Origin of the sequence: Streptomyces sp. NPDC093600 (genome assembly GCF_044764755.1) — a bacterium.
Lineage (GTDB): Bacteria > Actinomycetota > Actinomycetes > Streptomycetales > Streptomycetaceae > Streptomyces.
Genome location: NZ_JBIWIU010000008.1, coordinates 205,715 through 226,755 on the forward strand (window position 1 = coordinate 205,715; position 21,041 = coordinate 226,755).

Annotated in this window: 15 protein-coding genes and 1 pseudogene; 13 read left to right on the plus strand and 3 right to left on the minus strand. The window is 72.4% G+C overall.

Annotation, left to right across the window (positions count from 1 at the left end; all coding sequences use genetic code 11):
• The first annotated feature begins 176 nt into the window (after positions 1–176).
• Both ACIRB4_RS21105 and ACIRB4_RS21110 read left to right on the plus strand, forming a co-directional pair.
• Positions 177–3,191, plus strand: coding sequence for a protease pro-enzyme activation domain-containing protein (locus ACIRB4_RS21105; protein ID WP_403293299.1), 3,015 nt, complete (start codon positions 177–179; stop codon positions 3,189–3,191).
• Positions 3,192–3,401: 210 nt separating this feature from the next.
• Positions 3,402–4,016, plus strand: coding sequence for a hypothetical protein (locus ACIRB4_RS21110; protein ID WP_403293301.1), 615 nt, complete (start codon positions 3,402–3,404; stop codon positions 4,014–4,016).
• Between the two features lie 51 nt (positions 4,017–4,067).
• Here ACIRB4_RS21110 and ACIRB4_RS21115 read toward each other — a convergent pair whose 3' ends face one another.
• Positions 4,068–4,583, minus strand: a complete 516-nt coding sequence (locus ACIRB4_RS21115) for a YbaK/EbsC family protein (RefSeq protein ID WP_403293302.1) — start codon at positions 4,581–4,583, stop codon at positions 4,068–4,070.
• 49 nt (positions 4,584–4,632) lie between these two features.
• The gene (locus ACIRB4_RS21120; RefSeq protein ID WP_403293303.1) at positions 4,633–6,261 is read right to left on the minus strand and encodes a penicillin-binding transpeptidase domain-containing protein; all 1,629 of its coding nucleotides are present in this window, start codon (positions 6,259–6,261) and stop codon (positions 4,633–4,635) included.
• A 309-nt stretch (positions 6,262–6,570) separates the two neighbouring features.
• Here ACIRB4_RS21120 and ACIRB4_RS21125 point away from each other — a divergent pair.
• Positions 6,571–6,660 (plus strand): annotated as a pseudogene (locus ACIRB4_RS21125) (DUF4440 domain-containing protein); the annotation flags it as partial.
• A 24-nt stretch (positions 6,661–6,684) separates the two neighbouring features.
• On the opposite strand, the gene ACIRB4_RS21130 reads toward ACIRB4_RS21125, so the two are convergent.
• Entirely contained in the window at positions 6,685–8,427 is a 1,743-nt protein-coding gene (locus ACIRB4_RS21130; RefSeq protein ID WP_403293305.1) for a dolichyl-phosphate-mannose--protein mannosyltransferase, read from the minus strand.
• A 52-nt stretch (positions 8,428–8,479) separates the two neighbouring features.
• Here ACIRB4_RS21130 and rsmI point away from each other — a divergent pair, with 52 nt between their 5' ends.
• From rsmI to ACIRB4_RS21180, 10 genes are all read left to right on the plus strand, one after another.
• Positions 8,480–9,367 (plus strand): 16S rRNA (cytidine(1402)-2'-O)-methyltransferase, encoded by an 888-nt coding sequence (gene rsmI, locus ACIRB4_RS21135; protein WP_403293307.1) that lies wholly within the window; start codon positions 8,480–8,482, stop codon positions 9,365–9,367.
• A 139-nt stretch (positions 9,368–9,506) separates the two neighbouring features.
• Positions 9,507–10,010, plus strand: coding sequence for a hypothetical protein (locus ACIRB4_RS21140; protein WP_403293309.1), 504 nt, complete (start codon positions 9,507–9,509; stop codon positions 10,008–10,010).
• Between the two features lie 87 nt (positions 10,011–10,097).
• On the plus strand, positions 10,098–10,967 hold the full coding sequence (locus ACIRB4_RS21145) for a TatD family hydrolase (RefSeq protein ID WP_403293311.1): 870 nt from the start codon (positions 10,098–10,100) through the stop codon (positions 10,965–10,967).
• Between the two features lie 82 nt (positions 10,968–11,049).
• Positions 11,050–12,357 carry a ubiquitin-like domain-containing protein gene (locus ACIRB4_RS21150; protein WP_403293313.1) on the plus strand — a complete coding sequence of 436 codons (1,308 nt, stop codon included), beginning with the start codon at positions 11,050–11,052 and terminating at the stop codon, positions 12,355–12,357.
• On the plus strand, positions 12,354–13,226 hold the full coding sequence (gene rsmA / locus ACIRB4_RS21155) for a 16S rRNA (adenine(1518)-N(6)/adenine(1519)-N(6))-dimethyltransferase RsmA (RefSeq protein ID WP_403293314.1): 873 nt from the start codon (positions 12,354–12,356) through the stop codon (positions 13,224–13,226). Before ACIRB4_RS21150 ends, rsmA begins: the two co-directional genes overlap by 4 nt.
• A complete protein-coding gene (locus ACIRB4_RS21160) occupies positions 13,223–14,143 on the plus strand; it encodes a 4-(cytidine 5'-diphospho)-2-C-methyl-D-erythritol kinase (RefSeq protein ID WP_403293316.1) in 921 nt (306 codons plus the stop codon). The genes rsmA and ACIRB4_RS21160 overlap by 4 nt, the downstream gene beginning before the upstream one ends.
• Before the next feature lie 113 nt (positions 14,144–14,256).
• Positions 14,257–15,579, plus strand: coding sequence for an acyltransferase (locus tag ACIRB4_RS21165; protein ID WP_403293317.1), 1,323 nt, complete (start codon positions 14,257–14,259; stop codon positions 15,577–15,579).
• Between the two features lie 87 nt (positions 15,580–15,666).
• Positions 15,667–17,481 carry an ABC-F family ATP-binding cassette domain-containing protein gene (locus tag ACIRB4_RS21170; protein ID WP_403293318.1) on the plus strand — a complete coding sequence of 605 codons (1,815 nt, stop codon included), beginning with the start codon at positions 15,667–15,669 and terminating at the stop codon, positions 17,479–17,481.
• 111 nt (positions 17,482–17,592) lie between these two features.
• Entirely contained in the window at positions 17,593–19,437 is a 1,845-nt protein-coding gene (locus ACIRB4_RS21175) for a PQQ-binding-like beta-propeller repeat protein (protein ID WP_403293320.1), read from the plus strand.
• A gap of 16 nt (positions 19,438–19,453) precedes the next feature.
• Positions 19,454–21,022 (plus strand): PQQ-binding-like beta-propeller repeat protein, encoded by a 1,569-nt coding sequence (locus tag ACIRB4_RS21180; protein WP_403293322.1) that lies wholly within the window; start codon positions 19,454–19,456, stop codon positions 21,020–21,022.
• Positions 21,023–21,041: the final 19 nt, after the last annotated feature.

The window sequence follows — 21,041 nt, forward strand, 5'->3', positions numbered from 1 at the left end:
CTCAGGAGCGGTGACACCGCCGGGGGGGCTTCACGCAGTTCGGTCCCGGGCCGTGCCCGGACCCACGAACCGCCACTTCCTGCTTTCGCCGTGCCCGCACGCGGGCCGGCACGCACCCTTCCGCGGTCTCACCCTGCTCTCGCGGCCGGCGACGGGGAACGTGAGAGGGAGTGTGCATGGGCCGAACCGCCCGTGAAAAGGCATTCAGATGGGGCGCGGCGGCCGTCGCCGCCCTGGCCGTCACCGCAGCCGGGATGCCGGCGTCGTACGCGGCCACCGAGGACGAGCCCGCCCCGAAGCGGGTCGGCTCGGCCCCGAAGGTTCCGCACGGCGCCGTCCGCACGGCGGACCCGGCGGCCGGCCGGACGCTCGACCTGAGCATCGTGCTGCAGCCGCGCGACCAGGCCGCGCTGAACCGTTTCGTCGCCGGGGTCTCCGACCCGAAGTCGCCGCTGTACCGCCAGTACCTCGGTACGGGCGAGTTCGCGGCCACCTTCGGCGCCGACCCGGCCGCGGTGGCGAAGGTCCGCGCCGAGCTGGAGGCCAAGGGCCTCACCGTCGGCGAACTGGAGGCCGACGGCCTCACGCTTCCGGTGAGCGCGACGGTGGGGGAGGCGGCGAAGGCCTTCGCGACCGAGTTCGACGGCTACCGGCTGGAGAACGGCGAGCAGGGCCTCACCAACACGGCCGCCCCGCGGTTCGACGGCGAGACGGCGAAGGCCGTCCGCGGTGTCGTCGGCCTGAGCACCCTGGGCGCGTACGAGCCGCGCAACACCGGCTCGAAGCGGGCGGCCCGCGTGCAGCGCACGGGCGACTCGGGCGAGGTCGCGCGCCAGCCGCGTCTGACCGGGACCACCGGGACGATGTGCGCCGAGATCAAGAACATGTTCGCGGACGCGTCCGACCCCGCGTACCCGCCGATGTACGACACCCAGGACTACTGGAGCGCCCGGTCCCTGGCGGCGCAGTACAACATGGCGGACCAGCCGAACGTGCAGAACGGCACCACGGTCGCCATCTACTCGCTGGAGAACTACGACCGGCGGGACATCGCGAGCTACCAGGCGTGCCACCGCACCAAGGTGCCGGTGACCGACATCCGGGTCAACGGCGGCCCCCAGGAGCCCGCGGGCCTGGAGACCGGCGCCGGCATGGAGACCGCGCTCGACGTCGAGACCGTCATCGGTCTCGCACCGCAGTCCAAGATCCTCGTCTACCAGGGCCCGAACTCCTGGAAGGACGGCGTCGACGTCTTCCGCAAGATCGTCACGGACAACCGCGCCAAGGTCGTCTCCGTCAGCTGGGGCAGCTGCGAGATGAACACCCCGGCCGAGGTCATGGACGCCGAGAACCTCGCCTTCCAGCAGGCCGCGGCGCAGGGCCAGACCGTCGTCGCCGCCTCCGGCGACAGCGGCTCGACCGGCTGCTACTTCGACCACGACCAGGACGGCGTCCCGGACCAGCCGAACGGCGACCAACTGGTGGCCGACAGCCCGGCCAACTCGCCGTACGTCCTCGGCGTCGGCGGCACCACCATGCGCACCTCCGTCGCGAACCAGACCACCTGGACCGGCTCCGGCGGCGGCGTCTCGCGGCACCACACGGTGCCCTCCGACGGCTTCCAGAACCGCAGCGGCCTCGGCTACAGCGACGCCTGCGCCGCCGGCGAGGGCACGGTCTGCCGCCAGGTGCCGGACGTCTCCGCCGTCGGCGACAGCGCCACCGGCTATCCGGTCGCCTTCGGGCAGGACGGCGGCCAGTGGTGGTGGATCATCGGCGGCACCAGCGGCGCCGCCCCGGTCTGGGCCGCGCTCATGGCCCAGGCCAACCAGGACCTCGCCTGCCAGGCCAACGGCTCGGTCGGCTACGTCCACCCGGCGCTGTACAAGCTCCCGGACACCGCGTTCCGTGACGTCACCACCGGCCACAACAACCTGACGGACTCCGGCAACTTCAGCGGCCTCTACCAGGCCACCGCCGGCTACGACCTGGCCACCGGCCTCGGCGCCCCCAACGGCCGCGAGATCGTCAAGGGCCTGTGCCAGGCCGTCCCGCGCTCCCCGGCCGCCACGTTCAACGCGCTCACCCCGGCCCGTGTCCTCGACACCCGTTACGGCGTCGGCCGTCCCGGGACCACCCCGGTCGCCCCGTCCGGCACGGTCAAGCTGAAGGTGGCGGGCGTCGGCGGCGTCCCGGCCACCGGCGTCACCGCGGTCGTCGTCAACGTCACCGCGACCGCGCCGACCGCCATCGGCCACCTCATCGCGTACCCGAGCGGCACCACCCGCCCGGTTTCGTCGAACATGAACTGGCTCAAGGGCGAGACCATCCCGAACCTGGTGACCGTCCCGGTCGGCAAGGACGGCTCGATCGACCTCTACACGCACGGCAGCGGTACGACGCACCTCATCGCGGACGTCGCCGGCTACTACTCCACGGCCGACGGCGGCAGCACCTACATGCCCAAGGGCCCGGCCCGGATCCTCGACACCCGCAACGCCATCGGCGTCGCCGGCAAGACCCCGGTCGCCGGCAAGGGCACCGTCTCGCTGCAGGTCGCCGGCGCCGGCGGGGTGCCCGCCACGGGCGCCACCGCGGTGGTCCTGAACGTCACCGCGACCGCGCCGGCCTCCAACGGCCACCTGATCGCGTACCCGAGCGGCGCCGCCCGCCCGACCGCCTCGAACATCAACTGGCTCACGGGCCAGACCCGTCCGAACATGGTCGTCCTGCCGATCGGCGCCGACGGCAAGGTGAACCTGCACAACTTCGGCAACGGCACCGTGCACTTCATCGCCGACGTCTTCGGCTACTACACCCAGGCGGAGGGCTCGTCCTTCCACAAGGCGGGCCCGAGCCGGCTGCTCGACACCCGCTCCGCGCTCGGCACGGCCAAGGCCGCACCGCTCGCCGCGGGCAGCACCATGGTGCTGGACCTCAACGACGGCCACACCCTGGCGAACGCCAAGGCCGTGGTCCTCAACGTCACCGTCACGGCCCCGACGGCCCCCGGCTTCATGACGGTGTGGCCGGACGGAACCCCGCTGCCGAACGCGTCCAACCTCAACTGGACGACCGGCCAGACGGTGGCGAACCTGGTGACCGTCCCGGTGGTCAACGGCAAGATCGACTTCCGGGTGAACACCGGATCCACGCATGTGATCGCCGACCTGTTCGGCTACTACATGTAGGACCGCCACCCGGCGCCGTCATCCCGCCAGGGCCCTGCCCCCACCAGCACGGTGGGGGCAGGGCCCTCGGTATGTCTGCCATGGCACCGGCCCCGGGACGCGCCGCCGGAACGGGCGCGGGCGGCCACCCGAACGCTTCGGTCGCCTTGCCGAAGGCCCGTGGCGGCCGTCGTATGGACAAGAGAATCGGTCCAGTGGGGAAAGGGTGTCATGTTCGTTCGGACGACTTATGCGACGGGTGATCCGGCCAAGCTCGACGACGCCGTGCGGAGGCTGACCACGGAAGGCAGGGAGCCGTTGGAGCAGACGCCTGGCTTCCGTGGGGCGGGCGTGTTCGTGGATCGGGAGCTCGGGAAGCTCATGATCGGTACGTGGTGGCAGGACGAGGAAGCCTTGCGGAGCAGTGCCGAGCGCATGGGGCAGCTGCGGTCCGAGATGCTGTCGCCGTTCGCCGCGACCGTCACGGTCGACAACTGGGAGGCCGCGGTCGCGCAGCGAGCCGAGTCGGTCGGCGAGGGCGCCTGCTTCCGGCTCACCCGCGTGGAGTTCGACCCCTCCCACACGGACCTCATGGTCGACGCCTTCAGGGACGGTGTCCTGCCCAGACTCCAGGCCATGCCGGGGTTCCTGGGCGGATCCCTGCTCATCGACCGCGCCGGCGGGCGCGGCATCGTGGGCGCGATCTACGCCGACCGGGACACCTTCGCGGCATCCCGGGCCCCCGCCGCCGCCATGCGGGGCGAGGTCACCACCAAGACGCGGGCGACCCTGCGGTCGGTCGAGGAGTTCGAGGCGGTCATGGTGATCTCGGCTCCCCCCTCCTGACGCCTGTGACGTCGACACCCGCCGCCCTCACGGGCGTTCAGGGCGGCGGCGTCACCTCGTCCGCTCCCGTACGTCCACCAGCGCGCCCCCCGCGTGCGCGATCAGCGACTTCGGGTCGAGGGCGAACACCGTGTGCGGATTCCCCGCCGCCGCCCACACCACGGCGTGGTCGAGCAGGCCCCGGTCGGCCAGGACCCGCGTCCGGGTGCGGTGCCCGAACGGCGGGACGCCGCCGATCGCGTACCCCGTGGTCTCCCGTACGGCCCGCGCGTCGGCCCGCGTCACGGCCTCGGCGCCCAACTCCCGCCGTACCCGCTCGACGTCGACCCGCGAGGCGCCGTCCATCAGCACCAGGACCGGGACCCCGTCCGCCGCGAAGATCAGCGACTTGACGATCTCGGAGACCTCGCAGCCGATGGCCTCTGCGGCCTGGGCGGCGGTGCGGGTCTCGTCGGGGAAGCGGCGGATCTCGACGTCGAGGCCGAGTTCGCGGAGGGCGGCGGCGAATTGGGGATGGGCGATCGATTCGGTCATGGCCCGCACGCTAGTGGTACGTGTACGAGCCATGCGAGCGCGTTTTCCGGGAGGCCGCCCCGCCCATAGCGGCCCTCCCCCGCTACCCGGCCTTCAGCACGCTCGCCACCACCGGCCCCGCCGCGTCCCCGCCGTGACCGCCCTCCTGGACCACGGCCGCGGCGGCGAGGTCGTCGGAGAAGCCGGTGAACCAGCTGTTGGAGGTGGACTGTCCGCCCACCTCGGCCGATCCCGTCTTGGCCCCCTTGTCGCCGCCCACGCCGGCCATCGCCTTCGCACCGGTGCCGCCCGTCGCGGTGAGCCGCATCATGTCGCGCAGCTGCCGGGCCACCGGCCCGGGCAGCCCGCGGGACGCGGTGGCGAACGGCCGGTCGTCCAGGCTCCTGGCCACGAGGAACGGCTGCTTGAACGTTCCGGTCTTCGTCGTGGCGGTGATCGAGGCGATGTTCAGCACGTTCATCTGGACGGTGCCCTGACCGATGTACTGGGCGGCCGCCTCACCGCCCGTCTCCGCCGGGACGCTCCCGTCGAAGGACGGGATTCCGGTCTGCCAGTCGAGGCCGATCCCGAAGACGTCCCGGGCCTCCTCGCCGAGCGCCGCGTCGTCCTTGACATCGTCGATCTTCTTGATGAAGGCGGTGTTGCAGGACTCGGCGAAGCTCTTCGCGAAGGGGACGTTCCCGAGCTCGAACCCCTTCAGGTTGTGGAAGCGGCGCCCCTGGTACATGACGTACTTCGGGCACTCGGTGGCCCGGTCCGCCTTCACCAGCCCCTTCTCCAGGAGCAGCGCGGCGGTGACGATCTTCAGGGTCGAGCCGGGCGCCTGCTTGCCGAGGAAGGCGGTGTTGTAACCGCCCGCCGGGCTGTTGGCGACGGCGCGGATCTCGCCCGTCGACGGCCTGACCGCGACCACCGACGCCTGCCCGTACCGCGCCACCGCCCGCTCGGCGGCCGCCTGGACGTCCGCGTCGAGCGTCGTCCTCAGCTCGCCCGCCTTGCCCTTGGCGAGGGTCAGCAGGGTGGTGTTCGCGACGCCCTCGGTGGGGCTCTCGATCCAGGTCTCGACGCCGGGCGTCCCGCCGGTCAGCTCCCCGTACTTCTCGCGGAGCTGGTCGAGGACCGGCCCGAGCGACGGGTACTTCTCCTTGGTCAGCTCGACGCCCTGGCGGTCGACGGCCTTGACGGCGGCGCTCTTCGCCGTGCCGGTCCGCAGGGTCGTGCCCTTGGTGAGCTTCGGGTGGACGACGGCCGGCGACCAGTCGACGAGCGGCCGCCCGGTGGTCAGTCCGCGCACCACGGTCAGCTCGGAGGCGTACGTCCAGGGCGCCGACCGCCCCTGGTACGTCACGGTGGCGCTGACCGTGAACGGCACCTTCGTGCCGACGGCCGCGCCGGGGGTGATGACGGCCTTGGAGACCATCGCCCCCTCGCGGTGGTTGAGCACGGCGGGCCCCGCCTCGACCGGGTCGTCGGTCAACTGCGCGGCCCGGTCGGACTCCCCGGCCGCCCACGCGGTCAGGAACTCCTCGGCGGTCCGCTTGATCTCGTCCTCGGTGAGGGGCCCGGTCCGTTTCTCCTCGGCCCCCGACCGTAAGCCCACCCCCGATCCACCGCTGATCCCGTTCCAGAGGTTGTAGCCCCCGTACCCCACCCCGCTCGCGACGACGACGAAGACTCCCCCGACTATGGCGACCTTGGCCCCACTGCGCATGACAGCGCCTCCCCTCCCCAGGTGATCGTTCCAACGTAGATGACAGGTGTGAACGGAGAGACGCTTGTTACCGATCCGGGATCAGTCGCCGAGCCGGCGAGGCGAGGCTACGTTTGACGCGTGGACGACGTTCAGCCCGCGGGCCCCCGGCCACCGGACGCGGAAGCGGACGGCGCCACGTCGGACGCGGCCGCGAACACCGCAGCCGCCCCCGCAGCCTCCACCGCGAGTGTCGCGGCAGACGCCCGGTTCATCTCCCTCGCGGAGGACTGGGCCGCCTCGATCGCCGCCAACGACGCCGCCCGTATCGAATGGACGACGGACGTGTTCGTCAGACGGGACGACCGCTGGCTGTGCGTGCTGAGCCACATCACACCGGTCGCCCCCGACCAGCCCTGACCACCCGAGGCTGTCCGTGATCCCCTACACCCAGGTGTCCAGCCACATCCGGTTCCGCCACTGGTCCATCGGAATCGCCTGCCCGGTGTAGAGCGGCCAGAAGTAGATGAAGTTCCAGACGATGAGCAGGACCAGCACTCCGGCACCCACCGCCCCGAACGTCCGCCGTCTCTCCGAGGAGCCCCGCGGTCCCACCATCGCCCCGATCATCATCGTCACGGCGAGACACAGGAACGGCACGAACACCACCGCGTAGAAGAGGAAGATGGTGCGTTCCTGGTAGAGGAACCACGGCACCCAGCCCGCCGCGATGCCGCAGGCGATCGCGCCCGCCCGCCAGTCGCGGCGGAAGAACCAGCGCCACAGGACGTACAGGATCGCGAAGCACGCGGCCCACCACAGCAGCGGCGTGCCGAGGGCCAGGACCTCCTGGGCGCACTTCTCCGTCGCGTCCGCCGGGCAGCCCGCCTCGCCCGGTGACGGGCTCTCGTAGAAGTACGACACGGGCCGGCCCAGGACGATCCAGCTCCACGGGTTCGACTGGTACGTGTGGTGCGAGGTCAGACTGACGTGGAAGTTGTAGACCTCGGTCTCGTAGTGCCACAGGCTGCGCAGCCAGTCCGGCAGCCACGCCCAGAACCCGCCGCCCGTCAGCTTGTCCTGCTCGGCCGCCCAGTTGCGGAAATAGCCCTTGTCCGAGGCGATCCAGCCCGTCCAGGTGGCGATATAGGTGAGGACCGCGACCGGGACCACCGAGACGAACGCCGGCACCAAGTCCCGCTTGAACACCGCGAGATACGGGCGGACCGCGCCCGCCGTCCGCCGGCCGCCCGCGTCCCACAGCACCGCCATCACACCGAACGCGGCCATGATGTAGAGGCCGTTCCACTTCGTGGCGAACGCCAGACCCAGCATCACCCCGGCCGCCAGCCGCCACGGCCGCCACCCGAGCCGCAGCGTCTCCGCGACCTCCGTGTCCGGCCGCAACAGCCCTCCCTCGCCCTCGGGGAGCGCCGCCGCCAGCCGTCGCCGCGCCCAGTCACGGTCGATCAGCAGACACCCGAACGACGCGAGGACGAAGAACATCAGCACCTGGTCGAGCAGCGCCGTACGGCTCATCACGAAGTGCAGCCCGTCCACCGCGAGCAGCGTGCCCGCCAGGCAGCCCAGGAACGTCGAGCGGAACAGCCGCCGGCCGATCCGGCAGAGCATCAGGACGGACAGCGTGCCGAGCAGCGCCACCATGAAACGCCAGCCGAACGGCGTGAAGTCGAAGAGCTTCTCGCCGACGCCGATGACCCACTTGCCCATCGGCGGATGGACCACATAGCCGGGCTCCGTCGGGATCACGACCGAGCCGGGGTCGGTCAGGATCGTCTTGTCGACGTCCTTCGGCCACGCCCCCTCGTACCCCTGGTTGATCAGCGCCCAGGCGTCCTTGGCGTAGTACGTCTCGTCGAATATCACCGCGTGCGGCTTGCCCAGGTTCCAGAACCGCAGCAGCCCCGCGAACGCCGCCACCAGCAGCGGACCGCCCCAGGCGGCCAGCCGCCCCAGCCGGTCCGCGCCGCCCGGCGAGATCCCGAGCAGCGACCACAGCCGCTCCGAGGGCCGGGTGTACGGCGGTACGAGACGCTCCCGCAGCCCGGGCCCGGCGGCGCTCCCGGCCGGGGGCGCGTAGCCGAAGCGCCGCAGGCGCTGCTGCCACGGCGGGGGCTCTTCCACGGCGTGCTGACCCTGCAGGGCCTCAGGTGCGGTACTGGTCACCGCGCCATCGTAGGGAACGCGCCTGTGCGAGTCGCCTGTCCGGGCTGCGAGGATGACCCATGTGACAGGAACGCTGGTACTTGCAGGGACACCCATCGGGGAGATCGCGGACGCCCCGCCGAGGCTCGCGGCGGAGCTCCAGACCGCCGACATCGTGGCGGCGGAGGACACCCGGCGGCTGCGCGGCCTCACCCGCGCCCTCGGCGTGCACACCTCGGGCCGCGTCGTCTCCTACTTCGAGGGCAACGAATCCGCCCGTACGCCCGAACTGGTGGAGGCGCTGGCGGGCGGCGCCCGGGTGCTGCTCGTCACAGACGCGGGCATGCCGTCCGTCTCCGACCCCGGCTACCGCCTGGTCGCCGCCGCCGTCGAACGCGACATCAAGGTCACCGCGGTCCCCGGGCCCTCCGCCGTGCTGACCGCCCTCGCCCTGTCCGGGCTGCCCGTGGACCGCTTCTGCTTCGAGGGCTTCCTGCCCCGCAAGGCCGGCGAGCGGCTCGGCCGGCTCCGCGAGGTCGCGGACGAGCGCCGCACCCTCGTCTACTTCGAGGCCCCCCACCGGCTCGACGACACCCTCGCCGCGATGGCCGAGGTCTTCGGCGCCGAGCGCCGCGCCGCCGTCTGCAGGGAGCTGACCAAGACGTACGAGGAGGTCAAGCGGGGCCCGCTGGGCGAACTGGCCGCCTGGGCCGCCGAGGGTGTACGGGGCGAGATCACCGTCGTCGTCGAGGGCGCCCCGCCCGCCGACCCCGCCGAACTGGACGCGGAGGAACTGGTGCGCAGGGTGCGGGTGCGCGAGGAGGCGGGGGAGCGGCGCAAGGAGGCCATCGCGGCGGTAGCCGCCGAGGCGGGCCTGCCCAAGCGCGAGGTGTTCGACGCCGTCGTCGCGGCGAAGAACACGGCCGCGCCAGGCCCGGAGAAGGGTAAAGGTCTATCGTGAAAGGCAAAGCTGAACCCGCGCGGCGGGCCTCCTGAGGGCCTTCGGGCAAGGGAAAGGCAAAGAGCTTCTCCCTGTTCGACCGGCGCTGATGCGCTCCGGCCCGAAAAGGCGTCCACTGGACCAGTGGAGAGGAGCTGGCATGAGCGAGATCACCGGCACCGGGATCACCGTCGCGCATGAGGCGTACGCCTTCGCCTGCATGCGCTGCGGTTACGGGTGGGAGCAGGCGTACGACATCGAGCACCACATCGACGCCGCCGGGAAGGAATTCGTCTTCTACAAGGCCGACGGCAAGCGGGTCCCGTCCCCGTTGTCGAGCCCGACCTGTCTGAACTGCGGCGGTCATGTCGTCCGCATCATGAAGGCGGGCCAGGTGTTCTCGGTGCTCGACTCGTGGGAACAGGCCCACCACCCGCACGAGCCCCGGCCCGAGCGGCGCGCCGCCCCCGCGAACCCCATCGGCCCGGCCGGCCCGATCGGCCAGGAGCTGGAGCGGGGCCAGGTGCGGGAGGGGCGCAGGAGTACGGAGCGCGCCAAGCGGCCGCAACGGGACGCACCGGGACCGGTCCACGTGGACACCCCGCAGGAACCCCGCCACCGGCACCTGTCGGACCTCTTCCACCGCAAGCCGCCGGCCTCCTAGCTTGATCCGAACGAGAGGCCCTGGCCCGCCACGAGCGGCGGCCGGCCCGTCGCGAGCGGCCGCGTGACCCCTCGTACGATCGGGGTCATGAGTTCCAAGGACGCCCCGCCGCCGCTGCCCGAGCCCCTGCTGGTGCCGGTGGCGGACTCGCACACCCATCTGGACATGCAGTCCGGCACCGTCGAGGAGGCCCTCACCAAGGCCGCCGCCGTCGGCGTCACCACGGTCGTCCAGGTCGGCTGCGACATCAAGGGCTCCCTCTGGGCCGCCGAGACCGCCGCCGCGCACGACAACGTGCACGCCGCCGTCGCCCTGCACCCGAACGAGGCGCCCCGGATCGTCCTCGGCGATCCGGACGGCTGGTCGCGGCAGGGCGCCCGGGAGGCGGGCGGGGACGCGGCGCTCGACGAGGCGCTCGCCGAGATCGACCGGCTCGCCGCCCTGCCGCAGGTCCGTGCCGTCGGCGAGACCGGCCTGGATTACTTCCGTACCGGCCCCGACGGGATGGCCGCCCAGGAGCGCTCCTTCCGCGCCCACATCGAGATCGCCAAGCGGCACGGCAAGGCGCTGGTCATCCACGACCGCGAGGCCCACGCCGACGTGCTGCGGATCCTCGACGAGGAGGGCGCGCCCGAGCGGACCGTGTTCCACTGCTACTCCGGCGACGCCGACATGGCCCGGATCTGCGCCGCGAAGGGCTACTACATGTCCTTCGCCGGCAACGTCACCTTCAAGAACGCCCAGCCGCTGCGCGACGCCCTCGCCGTCGCCCCGGTCGAGCTGGTCCTGGTCGAGACGGACGCCCCGTTCCTGACCCCGGCGCCCTACCGGGGCCGGCCCAACGCCCCGTACCTCGTCCCCGTCACCGTCCGCGCCATGGCCACGGTCCGGGGCATCGGGGAGGACGAGATGAGCGCGGCGATCGCCGCCAACACCGCCGCCGCCTTCGATTACTGACCGATAACCGCTGAATAACGCTTACGGGGTGTAGTCGAGTCGCTTTGGAGAGTGAGCGGGCCTCCGCTAGGGTCCCGGCCTCGTGAGCACTTCCCAGGGCAGTCACCGAGCCGCGCGCGGCGGACACCGGGGCGCGTCGCTGCCCGTCCACGAGCAGCCGACCTTGGCCGCGCCGCTCGCCGTCCCCGGCCAGGCCCCCGCCCCTGCCCCTGTCTCCGCCCCCACCCCCGCCCCCGTCCCCGCGACCCGGGCCGAGGCCCGGCGGGCCGGCCGGCGCCGCAAGGCGGCCCCGCCCGCCGGGGACGGTCTGCGGCGCCTCGTCCCGCAGGCCCTCGTCGTCGCCTTCCTGGCCGGCGGCACCAGCGCCTTCGTCGCCGACGACAAGGCCGTCCGGCTCTCCGTCGACGGCGTCCCGCGCACCCTGCACACCTTCGCCGACGACGTCGACGAGCTCCTCGCCGACGAAGGCCTGGCCGTCGGCGCGCACGACATCGTCGCGCCCGCCCCCGGCGAGGCCCTGGACAGCGGTGACGAGGTCGTCGTCCGCTACGGCAGGCCCGTCGCCCTCACCCTCGACGGCCGGCGCCGCCAGGTGTGGACCACCGCGCGGACCGTCGAGGAGGCCCTGCGCCAGCTCGGTGTCCGGGCCGAGGGCGCGTACCTCTCCGTCTCCCGCTCGGCGCCCATCTCCCGCGAGGGCCTCGCCCTGGACATCCGCACCGAACGGACCGTCACCTTCCTCGCCGACGGGCGCGAGCGGACCCTGCGCACCAACGCCGCCACCGTCCGCGAGGCCGTCGAGCAGGCCGGGATCACCCTTTCCGGCCAGGACACCACCTCCGTACCGCCCGGCTCGTTCCCGCGCGACGGCCAGACGATCACCATCATGCGGATCACCGGTGGCAAGGAGGTACGGGAGGAGCCCATCCCCTACGCCGTCGAGCGCACCCGCGACCCCGGCCTGTTCGTCGGCACCGAGGTGGTCGAACGGCAGGGCGCGCCGGGCGTACGCCGGGTCACGTACGCGCTGCGGACCGTCAACGGCGTCCGGCAGAAGCCGAGGAGGACCGGCGAGGAGATCGTCCGCGAACCCGTCACCCAGCGGGTGCGGGTCGGCACCCGCCCGCTGCCCACGTCGGTGGCGGGCGCGGACGGGCTCGACTGGGGCGCCCTCGCCGCCTGCGAGTCCGGCGGCCGCCCGGACGCCGTCGACCCGTCGGGCACGTACGGCGGGCTCTACCAGTTCGACCCCGGCACCTGGCGCTCCCTCGGCGGCAGCGGCGTCGCCCAGAACGCGCCCGCCTCGGAGCAGACGTACCGGGCGAAGAAGCTCTACGTGCAGCGGGGGGCGAGTCCGTGGCCCCACTGCGGCCGTAGGCTGTACCGGTGAGCACCACCACCGGCCCCGAAAGCCCCGACGCCCTCCTCGGCCCCGCCGACATCCGTGAACTGGCCGCCGCCCTCGGCGTGCGCCCCACGAAGCAGAAGGGCCAGAACTTCGTCATCGACGCCAACACCGTGCGGCGAATCGTCCGCACGGCCGAGGTGCGCCCCGACGACGTGGTCGTGGAGGTGGGCCCGGGACTCGGTTCGCTCACCCTGGCCCTGCTGGAGGCCGCGGACCGGGTGACGGCCGTCGAGATCGACGACGTGCTGGCCGGCGCCCTGCCGGCGACGATCGAGGCCCGCCTGCCGGCGAAGAAGGACCGTTTCGCGCTGGTCCACTCCGACGCCATGCACGTCCAGGAGCTGCCGGGCCCGCCGCCGACGGCGCTGGTCGCCAACCTGCCGTACAACGTCGCCGTGCCCGTCCTGCTGCACATGCTGGACCGCTTCCCGACGATCGAGCGCACCCTCGTCATGGTCCAGGCCGAGGTCGCCGACCGGCTCGCGGCCCGGCCCGGGAACAAGGTGTACGGCGTGCCGTCGGTCAAGGCGAACTGGTACGCCGAGGTGAAGCGCGCCGGATCGATCGGCCGCAACGTCTTCTGGCCGGCGCCGAACGTCGACTCGGGCCTGGTGTCGCTGGTCCGCCGTACGGAGCCGGTGGACACCACCGCCTCCAAGGCGGAGGTCTTCGCGGTCGTCGACGCGGCCTTCGCGCAGCGCCGCAAAACCCTGCGGGCCGCGCTCGCCGGGTGGGCGGGCTCGCCCGCCGCCGCCGAGGAGGCGCTGGTGAAGGCCGGGATCTCGCCGCAGGCGCGGGGCGAGGCGCTGACGGTGGAGGAGTTCGCGCGGATCGCGGAGGCCAAGGCGTGAGCGGCGGTGGTACGACGCCTTCAGGCGCCGTCACGGTGCGCGTGCCCGCGAAGGTCAACGTCCAGCTGGCGGTCGGCGGGGCGCGCCCCGACGGCTTCCACGACCTGGCCAACGTCTTCCTCGCCGTGTCCCTGTACGACGAGGTCACGGCGACGCCCGCGGCGGAGCTGACGATCACGTGCGAGGGCCCGGACGCCGACAAGGTCCCGCTGGACCGGACGAACCTGGCCGCGCGGGCCGCCGAGCTGCTCGCCGCCCGCCACGGCCTCTCCCCGGACGTGCACCTCCACATCGCGAAGGACATCCCCGTCGCCGGCGGCATGGCGGGCGGCAGCGCGGACGGTGCGGGCGCGCTGCTCGCCTGCGACGCGCTGTGGGGCCTGAACTCCTCGCGCGCCGAGCTGCTCGACATCTGCGCCGAACTCGGCAGCGACGTGCCGTTCAGCCTGGTCGGCGGGGCGGCGCTCGGGGTCGGCCGGGGTGAGCGGCTGACGGAGCTGCCGGTGGGCGGCGCGTTCCACTGGGTCTTCGCGGTGGCGGACGGCGGTCTGTCGACCCCGGCGGTCTACGGCGAGTTCGACCGCCTCACCGCGGGCGTGGACGTGCCGGAGCCGGTCGCGTCCCCGGCCCTCCTGGAGGCGCTGCGCACCGGCGACGCGACCGCGCTGGCCGCGGCCCTGACCAACGACCTCCAGCCGGCCGCCGTCTCCCTGCGCCCCTCGCTGTCCGCCACCCTGGAGGCCGGCAAGGCGGCCGGCGCCCTCGCCGCCCTGGTCTCGGGCTCGGGTCCGACGACGGCGTTCCTGGTGAAGGACGCGGAGGCGGCGGAAGCGGTCGAGGCCGCACTGACCGCCTCGGGCACCTGCCGCACGGCACGCGGGGCGACGTCCCCGGCGCCGGGCGCGAGGGTTCTCTAGCCGGGGTGTGTCCGGCGGCGGGGCCCAAGCCCCGCCCCCGCTGCCCGTACTCATCCGCCGACTGAGTATCCGCGCCCTGACGGGCGGCGGCGCGGGCCCGGCACCGTACCCCCATGGGAATCAGCGCTCGGAAGCTCGCCGCCGCCACGCCCGCGACCCGGGACCGGTACATAGACCTGCTGCGGGTCGCCTTGCTCGGGGTCGTCGTCCTCGGCCACTGGCTGATGGCCGTCGTCGGCGCGGACGGCCGGGTGGACAACCTGCTGGCCGTCGTCCCCGAACTGCAGGTCGTGACCTGGGGACTCCAGGTCATGCCCGTGTTCTTCTTCGTCGGCGGCTTCTCGCACGCCCTGGCCTACCGCTCCCGGCCCCGGTACGCGACCTTCCTGCGCGCCCGCCTCCAGCGGTTGCTGCGGCCCACGATGGTGTTCATCGGCGTGTGGGGCGCCGCCGCGCTCGTCATCCAACTGGCGGGCGGGGACGGGGGACTGACCGGGGTCGCGCTGCGGCTGGTGACCCAGCCGCTGTGGTTCATCGGCATCTACCTCGCGATGGTCGCGTTCACTCCGCCGCTGCTGAAGCTCCACGAGCGGTACGGCTGGGGCGCCTTCGCCGGCCTCCTCGGCGGGGCCGTCGCCGTCGACGCGCTGCGGTTCGCGGCCGGGGTGCCGTTCGTGGAGTTCCTGAACTTCGCCTTCGTCTGGCTCGCCGTCCACCAGCTCGGCTTCCTGCGCGCGGACGGCATGATCCGCCTGCCCGGCGCCCTCGCCGCGACGGGCCTCGCCGGCGCGGGCCTCCTGGTCGCCCTCGGGCCGTACCCCCTGTCGATGGTGGGGATGCCCGGCGAGAAGGTCTCCAACATGGCCCCGCCGACCCTCGCCCTCCTCTTCCACGGCCTGTGGCTGGTGGGCGCGGTCGAGCTCCTCAAGGGGCCCGGGAGCCGGTTCGCGGCCCGCACGGGCGTCTGGCACAAGGTGGTCGCCGCCAACGGGGTCGCGATGACCGCGTTCCTCTGGCACCTCACCGCGATGCTCGGCGTGTACGGCGTGCTCCTCGCCCTCGGCGTGGAGCCGCCGGAGCCTGCGACGGCCGCCTGGTGGTTCCAGCTCCTCCCGCGCATCGCCGCCGCGGCCCTGCTCACGGCGCTGCTCGTGGCGGTCTTCCGCCGCTTCGAACAGCCGGTGCCACCCCGCAGGGAAGGCGGCTCGACTCCGCTCGCGGCCCTCGGCATCACCCTCGCGCTCCTCGGCGTCCTCGGCCTCTCCATGACCGGCTTCGCCGGCCTCCTGGAGGGCCACGCCGCCACCCTGATCGCCGTCCGGATCACCGCTCCCGCCGCCGTCGCCATGGCCCTGCTCGGCTGGCTGCTCGTCGAACGGACGGGCCGGCCGAAGCGGACGGGTGGGGCAGCTCGGGCGGGCACGGCCGGGGGCTAAGGGGCCCCCGAACGATCACGCACGCTATCCCACCCGTTCGGCCGTCTACCCTTGGACGTCGATCGATCCCCCCGTACAGGAGTCAAAGTGGCCGTCAATCTGGTCAATGTCGAGGCTGTCAGCAAGGTGTACGGCACCCGTGCCCTGCTCGACGGTGTCTCTCTCGGCGTCTCCGAAGGGGACCGGATCGGAGTGGTCGGCCGCAACGGCGACGGCAAGACCACCCTCATCCGGATGCTCGCCAAGCTGGAGGAGGCCGACACCGGCCGGGTCACCCACAGCGGCGGGCTGCGCCTGGGGGTGCTCACCCAGCACGACTCCCTCGATCCGAAGGCCACCGTCCGGCACGAGGTCATCGGTGTCATGGCCGACCACGAGTGGGCCGGCAGCGCCAAGATCCGCGATGTGCTCACCGGGCTGTTCGGCGGGCTCGACCTGCCCGGCTTCGAGCACGGTCTCGACACCGTCATCGGCCCGCTCTCCGGCGGCGAGCGCCGCCGGATCGCGCTCGCCAAGCTCCTCATCGACGAGCAGGACCTGATCGTCCTCGACGAGCCCACCAACCACCTCGACGTCGAGGGCATCGCCTGGCTGGCCAAGCACCTCCAGGAGCGCCGCTCCGCGCTCGTCTGCGTCACCCACGACCGGTGGTTCCTCGACCAGGTCTGCACCCGGATGTGGGACGTGCAGCGCGGAGACGTCCACGAGTACGAGGGCGGCTACTCCGACTACGTCTTCGCCCGCGCCGAGCGGGAGCGCATCGCCGCCACCGAGGAGGCCAAGCGGCAGAACCTGATGCGCAAGGAGCTCGCCTGGCTGCGGCGCGGCGCCCCCGCCCGTACCTCCAAGCCCCGCTACCGCATCGAGGCCGCCAACGAGCTGATCGCCGACGTGCCGCCGCCGCGCGACACCTCCGAGCTGATGAAGTTCGCCAACGCCCGGCTGGGCAAGACCGTCTTCGACCTGGAGGACGTCACCGTCACCGCCGGGCCGAAGACGCTGCTCAAGCACCTCACCTGGCAGCTCGGCCCCGGCGACCGGATCGGCCTGGTCGGCGTCAACGGCGCCGGAAAGACCTCGCTGCTGCGCGCGCTCACCGACGCGGCCGTCACCCAGGGTGAGAAGCAGCCCGCCGAGGGGAAGATCACCGTCGGCAGGACCGTACGGCTCGCCTACCTCTCCCAGGACGTCACCGAGCTGCCCGCCTCCCTGCGGGTCCTGGAGGCCGTCCAGCAGATCCGCGACCGGGTCGACCTCGGCAAGGGCCGGGAGATGACCGCGGGCCAGCTGTGCGAGCAGTTCGGCTTCGCCAAGGAGAAGCAGTGGACGCCGGTCGGCGACCTCTCCGGCGGTGAGCGCCGCCGCCTGCAGCTCCTGCGGCTCCTCATGGACGAGCCGAACGTCCTCTTCCTCGACGAGCCCACCAACGACCTCGACATCGAGACCCTGACCCAGCTGGAGGACCTTCTCGACGGCTGGCCGGGCTCCATGGTCGTCATCTCGCACGACCGGTTCTTCATCGAGCGCACCACGGACAAGACGTTCGCGCTGCTCGGCGACCAGACCCTGCGGATGCTGCCGCGCGGGATCGAGGAGTACCTGGAGCGCCGCCGCCGGGCGATCGAGGCGTCGGTGCCGACCCCGGCCGCCCCCGCCGCGAAGCCGGCCGCCTCCGGCAGGACCGTCTCGGCGGCCGACGCCCGAGCCGCGAAGAAGGAGCTGCAGAAGGTCGAGCGTCAGCTGGACAAGCTCACCGACAAGGAGACGAAGCTGCACGCTCAAATCGCCGAAAACGCCACAGACTTCGAGAAGGTGGCGAAGCTGGACGCGGAGCTGCGAGAACTGGCCACAGAGCGCGAGGAGTTGGAGATGCGCTGGCTCGAACTCGCCGAAGACGCGTAACGAGGGCATCACGGGCCGGTCCTCCCTTGGGTACAAGGGGCGGACCGGTCACTTTTGCGCCATCCCCCGAGTGGTAGAAAGAAAACCCGCTCACATCAAGGGGGAACGCTGATGACCCAGCCGCCCAGCAATCAGCCGCCGGGCTTCGGAGCACCGGATCCGAACCAGGGGAACCAAGGCGTCCCGCCGATGCCGCCCACCCCGCCGCAGGCCCCGCAGACGCCGCCGTCCGCGCCAGGCCCGTACGGCGGTCAGCCCCCGCAGACGCCGCCGCCTGCCGGCCCGTACGACCAGCCGCAGCAGCCCGGTTACGGCTACCCGCAGCAGGCGCCCCCGCCCGGCTACGGCTATCCGCAGCAGCCCGGCCAGCCGGGCCCGTACGCTCAGCAGCAGCCCGGCCCCTACGGCCAGCCGGGCCAGCCCGGCCCGTACGGTCAGCAGCAGCCCGGCCCCTACGGCGGCTACCCGGGCCAGCCGGGGTACCCCTCCGCGCCGACCCCGCCCGGCGGCAACAACCCCTTCAAGGGCAAGCCCGGCGTCATCATCGCCGCGGCCGTCGCGGGCCTGCTCGTCATCGGCGGCGGCACCTGGCTCGCCCTCAGCGGCGGCGACGAGGAGAAGCCGGTCGCCAAGCCGTCCGGCACCGCCACCGCCCAGCCGTCCGGTTCCGCCTCCGTCGACCAGGGCGACGGCAGCGGCGACGGGGACGGCCGCAACGGACAGGACGACCTCAACGCGGGCCGCCAGCCCGGCGAGGCCAAGATCAACTGGCTGCTCAAGAACAGCGTCGACCTGCCCAAGAACGGCTCCGACGTCTACGGCCCGTGGATCGTCGGCGACGTCGTCGTCAAGGCCATGTACAAGGGGATCGACGGCTACAGCCTCACCGACGGCTCCGTCAAGTGGCATCTCGACCTGCCGCACAAGCTGTGCGCCACCCCGCCGCAGCCCGCGGCCGACGGCACCATGGTCTTCGGCGTCGAGGACAAGGACGGCGACCGCGCCAAGTGCACCGAGCTGCAGAAGGTCGACCTGAAGACGGGCAAGGCCGGCTGGAAGCGGTCCGTACCCAAGGCCACCGGCCTGTTCGCCTTCAGCGACAACACCCTCGCCATCAGCGGCAACACCGTCACGGCGGCCGGCAGCAGCAGTGCGTACGGCTTCTCCCTCGCCGACGGCAAGCAGCTCTTCGCCACCCCCAGCAGCGGCTGCAAGGCCTTCGCCTTCGCGGGCGGCGAGAAGCTGATCTCGGCCGACAGCTGCCCCAGCGGTGATGTGAACAAGAAGCAGCAGCAGGTCAGCGAGGTCGACCCGAACACCGGCAAGCCCAGGTGGAGCTTCCGGCTCCAGGCCAACTGGGAGGTCGACAAGGTGTACTCGGTCAACCCGCTCGTGGTCTCCGCCACCCAGCGCGACGAGAAGAAGTGGTCGATCTTCTCCCTCACCGCCGACGGCAAACTGCGGTCGCAGATCCAGGGCGGAAACGACAAGTACGCCCCCAACTGCGGCGGCTCCTTCGTCGTCTTCGGCAAGAACCTCGCGGGATGCACCGGTGTCGCGGCCGACGCGAACACCTTCTACATGGCCACCGAGACCGGTTACGGCACCCCCAACGAGGTCGTCGCGTTCGACCTCAACACCGGAAAGCCCAAGTGGCGTTCGAAGGCCCCCGGCAACCAGCCGATGAGCCCGCTGCGCATGGAGGGCTCGCAGGTCCTGGTGTACATCGACCCGTCGTACGACAAGGGCGGCACCGTCGCCACCATCGCACCGACCGGCGGCGCGCCCACGACCCTGCTCCAGCACCCGGCGGCGACGGCCCAGATCGAGAACAGCTTCTTCGACGCGGGCTACGCCTACGGCAACGGCACCTTCGTGATCTCCAGCGGGCGGGTGAGCGCCAGCAACGACAAGGCGGAGAAGGAGACCAAGACGATGATGGCCTTCAGCAAGTGAGGGCTGTCCGACTCCCATGACGACACCCCCACGACCCGGCCCGCCCCCACCGTCGTACGGGCCCTACGGCCGGCTCAACCCGTACGGCGGTGGCGCCACCGGCCCGGCGGCGCCGCCGCCCCCGCCACCACCGCCGCAGTCCCCGCCCCGGCGCGGCCGGCGCCGCTCGACGGCGCTGGTCGCCTCCGTCGTGGCGGGGCTCCTCGTCGTGGCCGGGGGGACCTGGTACGCCCTCGGCGGCGCCGGAACCGGCAAGGGCGGCAAGGACGGCAAGGGGATCACGACCGCCACGCCGACCGCCCCGCCCACCGGGCCGGTCGGCCCGCCGCCGCCCGACGCCGCGGACGCGGCCCGCTACAACGCGGGCCGCGCCCCCGGCGACGCCTCCGTGCTCTGGGTCCGGAAGAACGACATGGACGTACCGCGTCTGGGCGGCGACGTCTTCGGGCCCTGGCTCGTCGGGGACACCGTCGTCACCGCCCTGTACCGCTCGGTCACCGCGCATTCGGTGGCCGACGGGACGGTGAAGTGGCGCCTGACGCTGGACACCGAGATCTGCCGGGCACCGCAACTCGCCTCGGACGACGGCAGGATCGTCCTCGCGCTCAAGGACCGCCTCCACGCGGAGAACGACGAGTGCCGCCGGCTCCAGATGGTCGATCTGCGCACCGGCAAGGCCGGCTGGCAGCGGAAGATCGTGAAGGAGGGCACGTTCGACTTCTTCTTCGAGTATTCGATCGCGATCAGCGGCAACACCGTCACCGCGGGCCGCTACGGCTACTCGACCGCCTACCGGCTCAGCGACGGCGAGCAGCTCTTCGGCCGATGGCCCGGCGACGGCTGCCAGCCCTACGCCTACGCGGGCGGGCCCAAGCTCGTCGCGGCGGTGTCGTGCCCGACCTCCGACCACGAGAAGCCGCAGGAGGAGATCCACGAGGTCGACCCCGTGACCGGGAAGTCGAAGTGGAAGTACCGGACGCCCGTCGGCTTCCGCGTCAGCGCCGTCTACTCCGTGCGGCCGCTGGTCGTCGCGGGCCGCAAGCTGGCGACGGGCGAGTACGGCGTCGCCGTCTTCAACGAGGACGGCACCAAGCGCACGTCGCTCAGAGGAGAGGGTCCGTTCGCCGACGGATGCAGCGACGACACCGCCCACAAGGGCAATCTGCAGCGCTGCGAGGTCGTCGTGGACGGCGACACGCTCTATCTGGCCACCGTCGGGACCCGCGGCAAGAACGCCCGCAACGAGGTCGTCGCCTTCGATCTCCGTACGGGCGCCGAGACCCGGCGCATCCAGGGGCCCGCGGGGCGCAGGACGGTGCCGCTGCGGATGGAGGGCGGTTCGCTCGTCCTGCGGATGGCCTCGATCGTGGGCGAGCCCGGATCGCTGGCCACCGTCGCACCGGGCGGGACGAAGCCCGTCGAACTGCTCCGGATCCCGCGCTCGGCGGGCCGGGTGGAGTCGCGGTTCTACGACTCCCCGGCGCTGTACGAGAACGGCCGGTACATCCTTGTGAAGAGTGTCGTCGTCGGTTCGACCGACGCCGAGGAGCAGGAGAGGGAGACGCTGTTGGCCTTCGGCAAGTGACACCGGTTTCCGCCCGCTT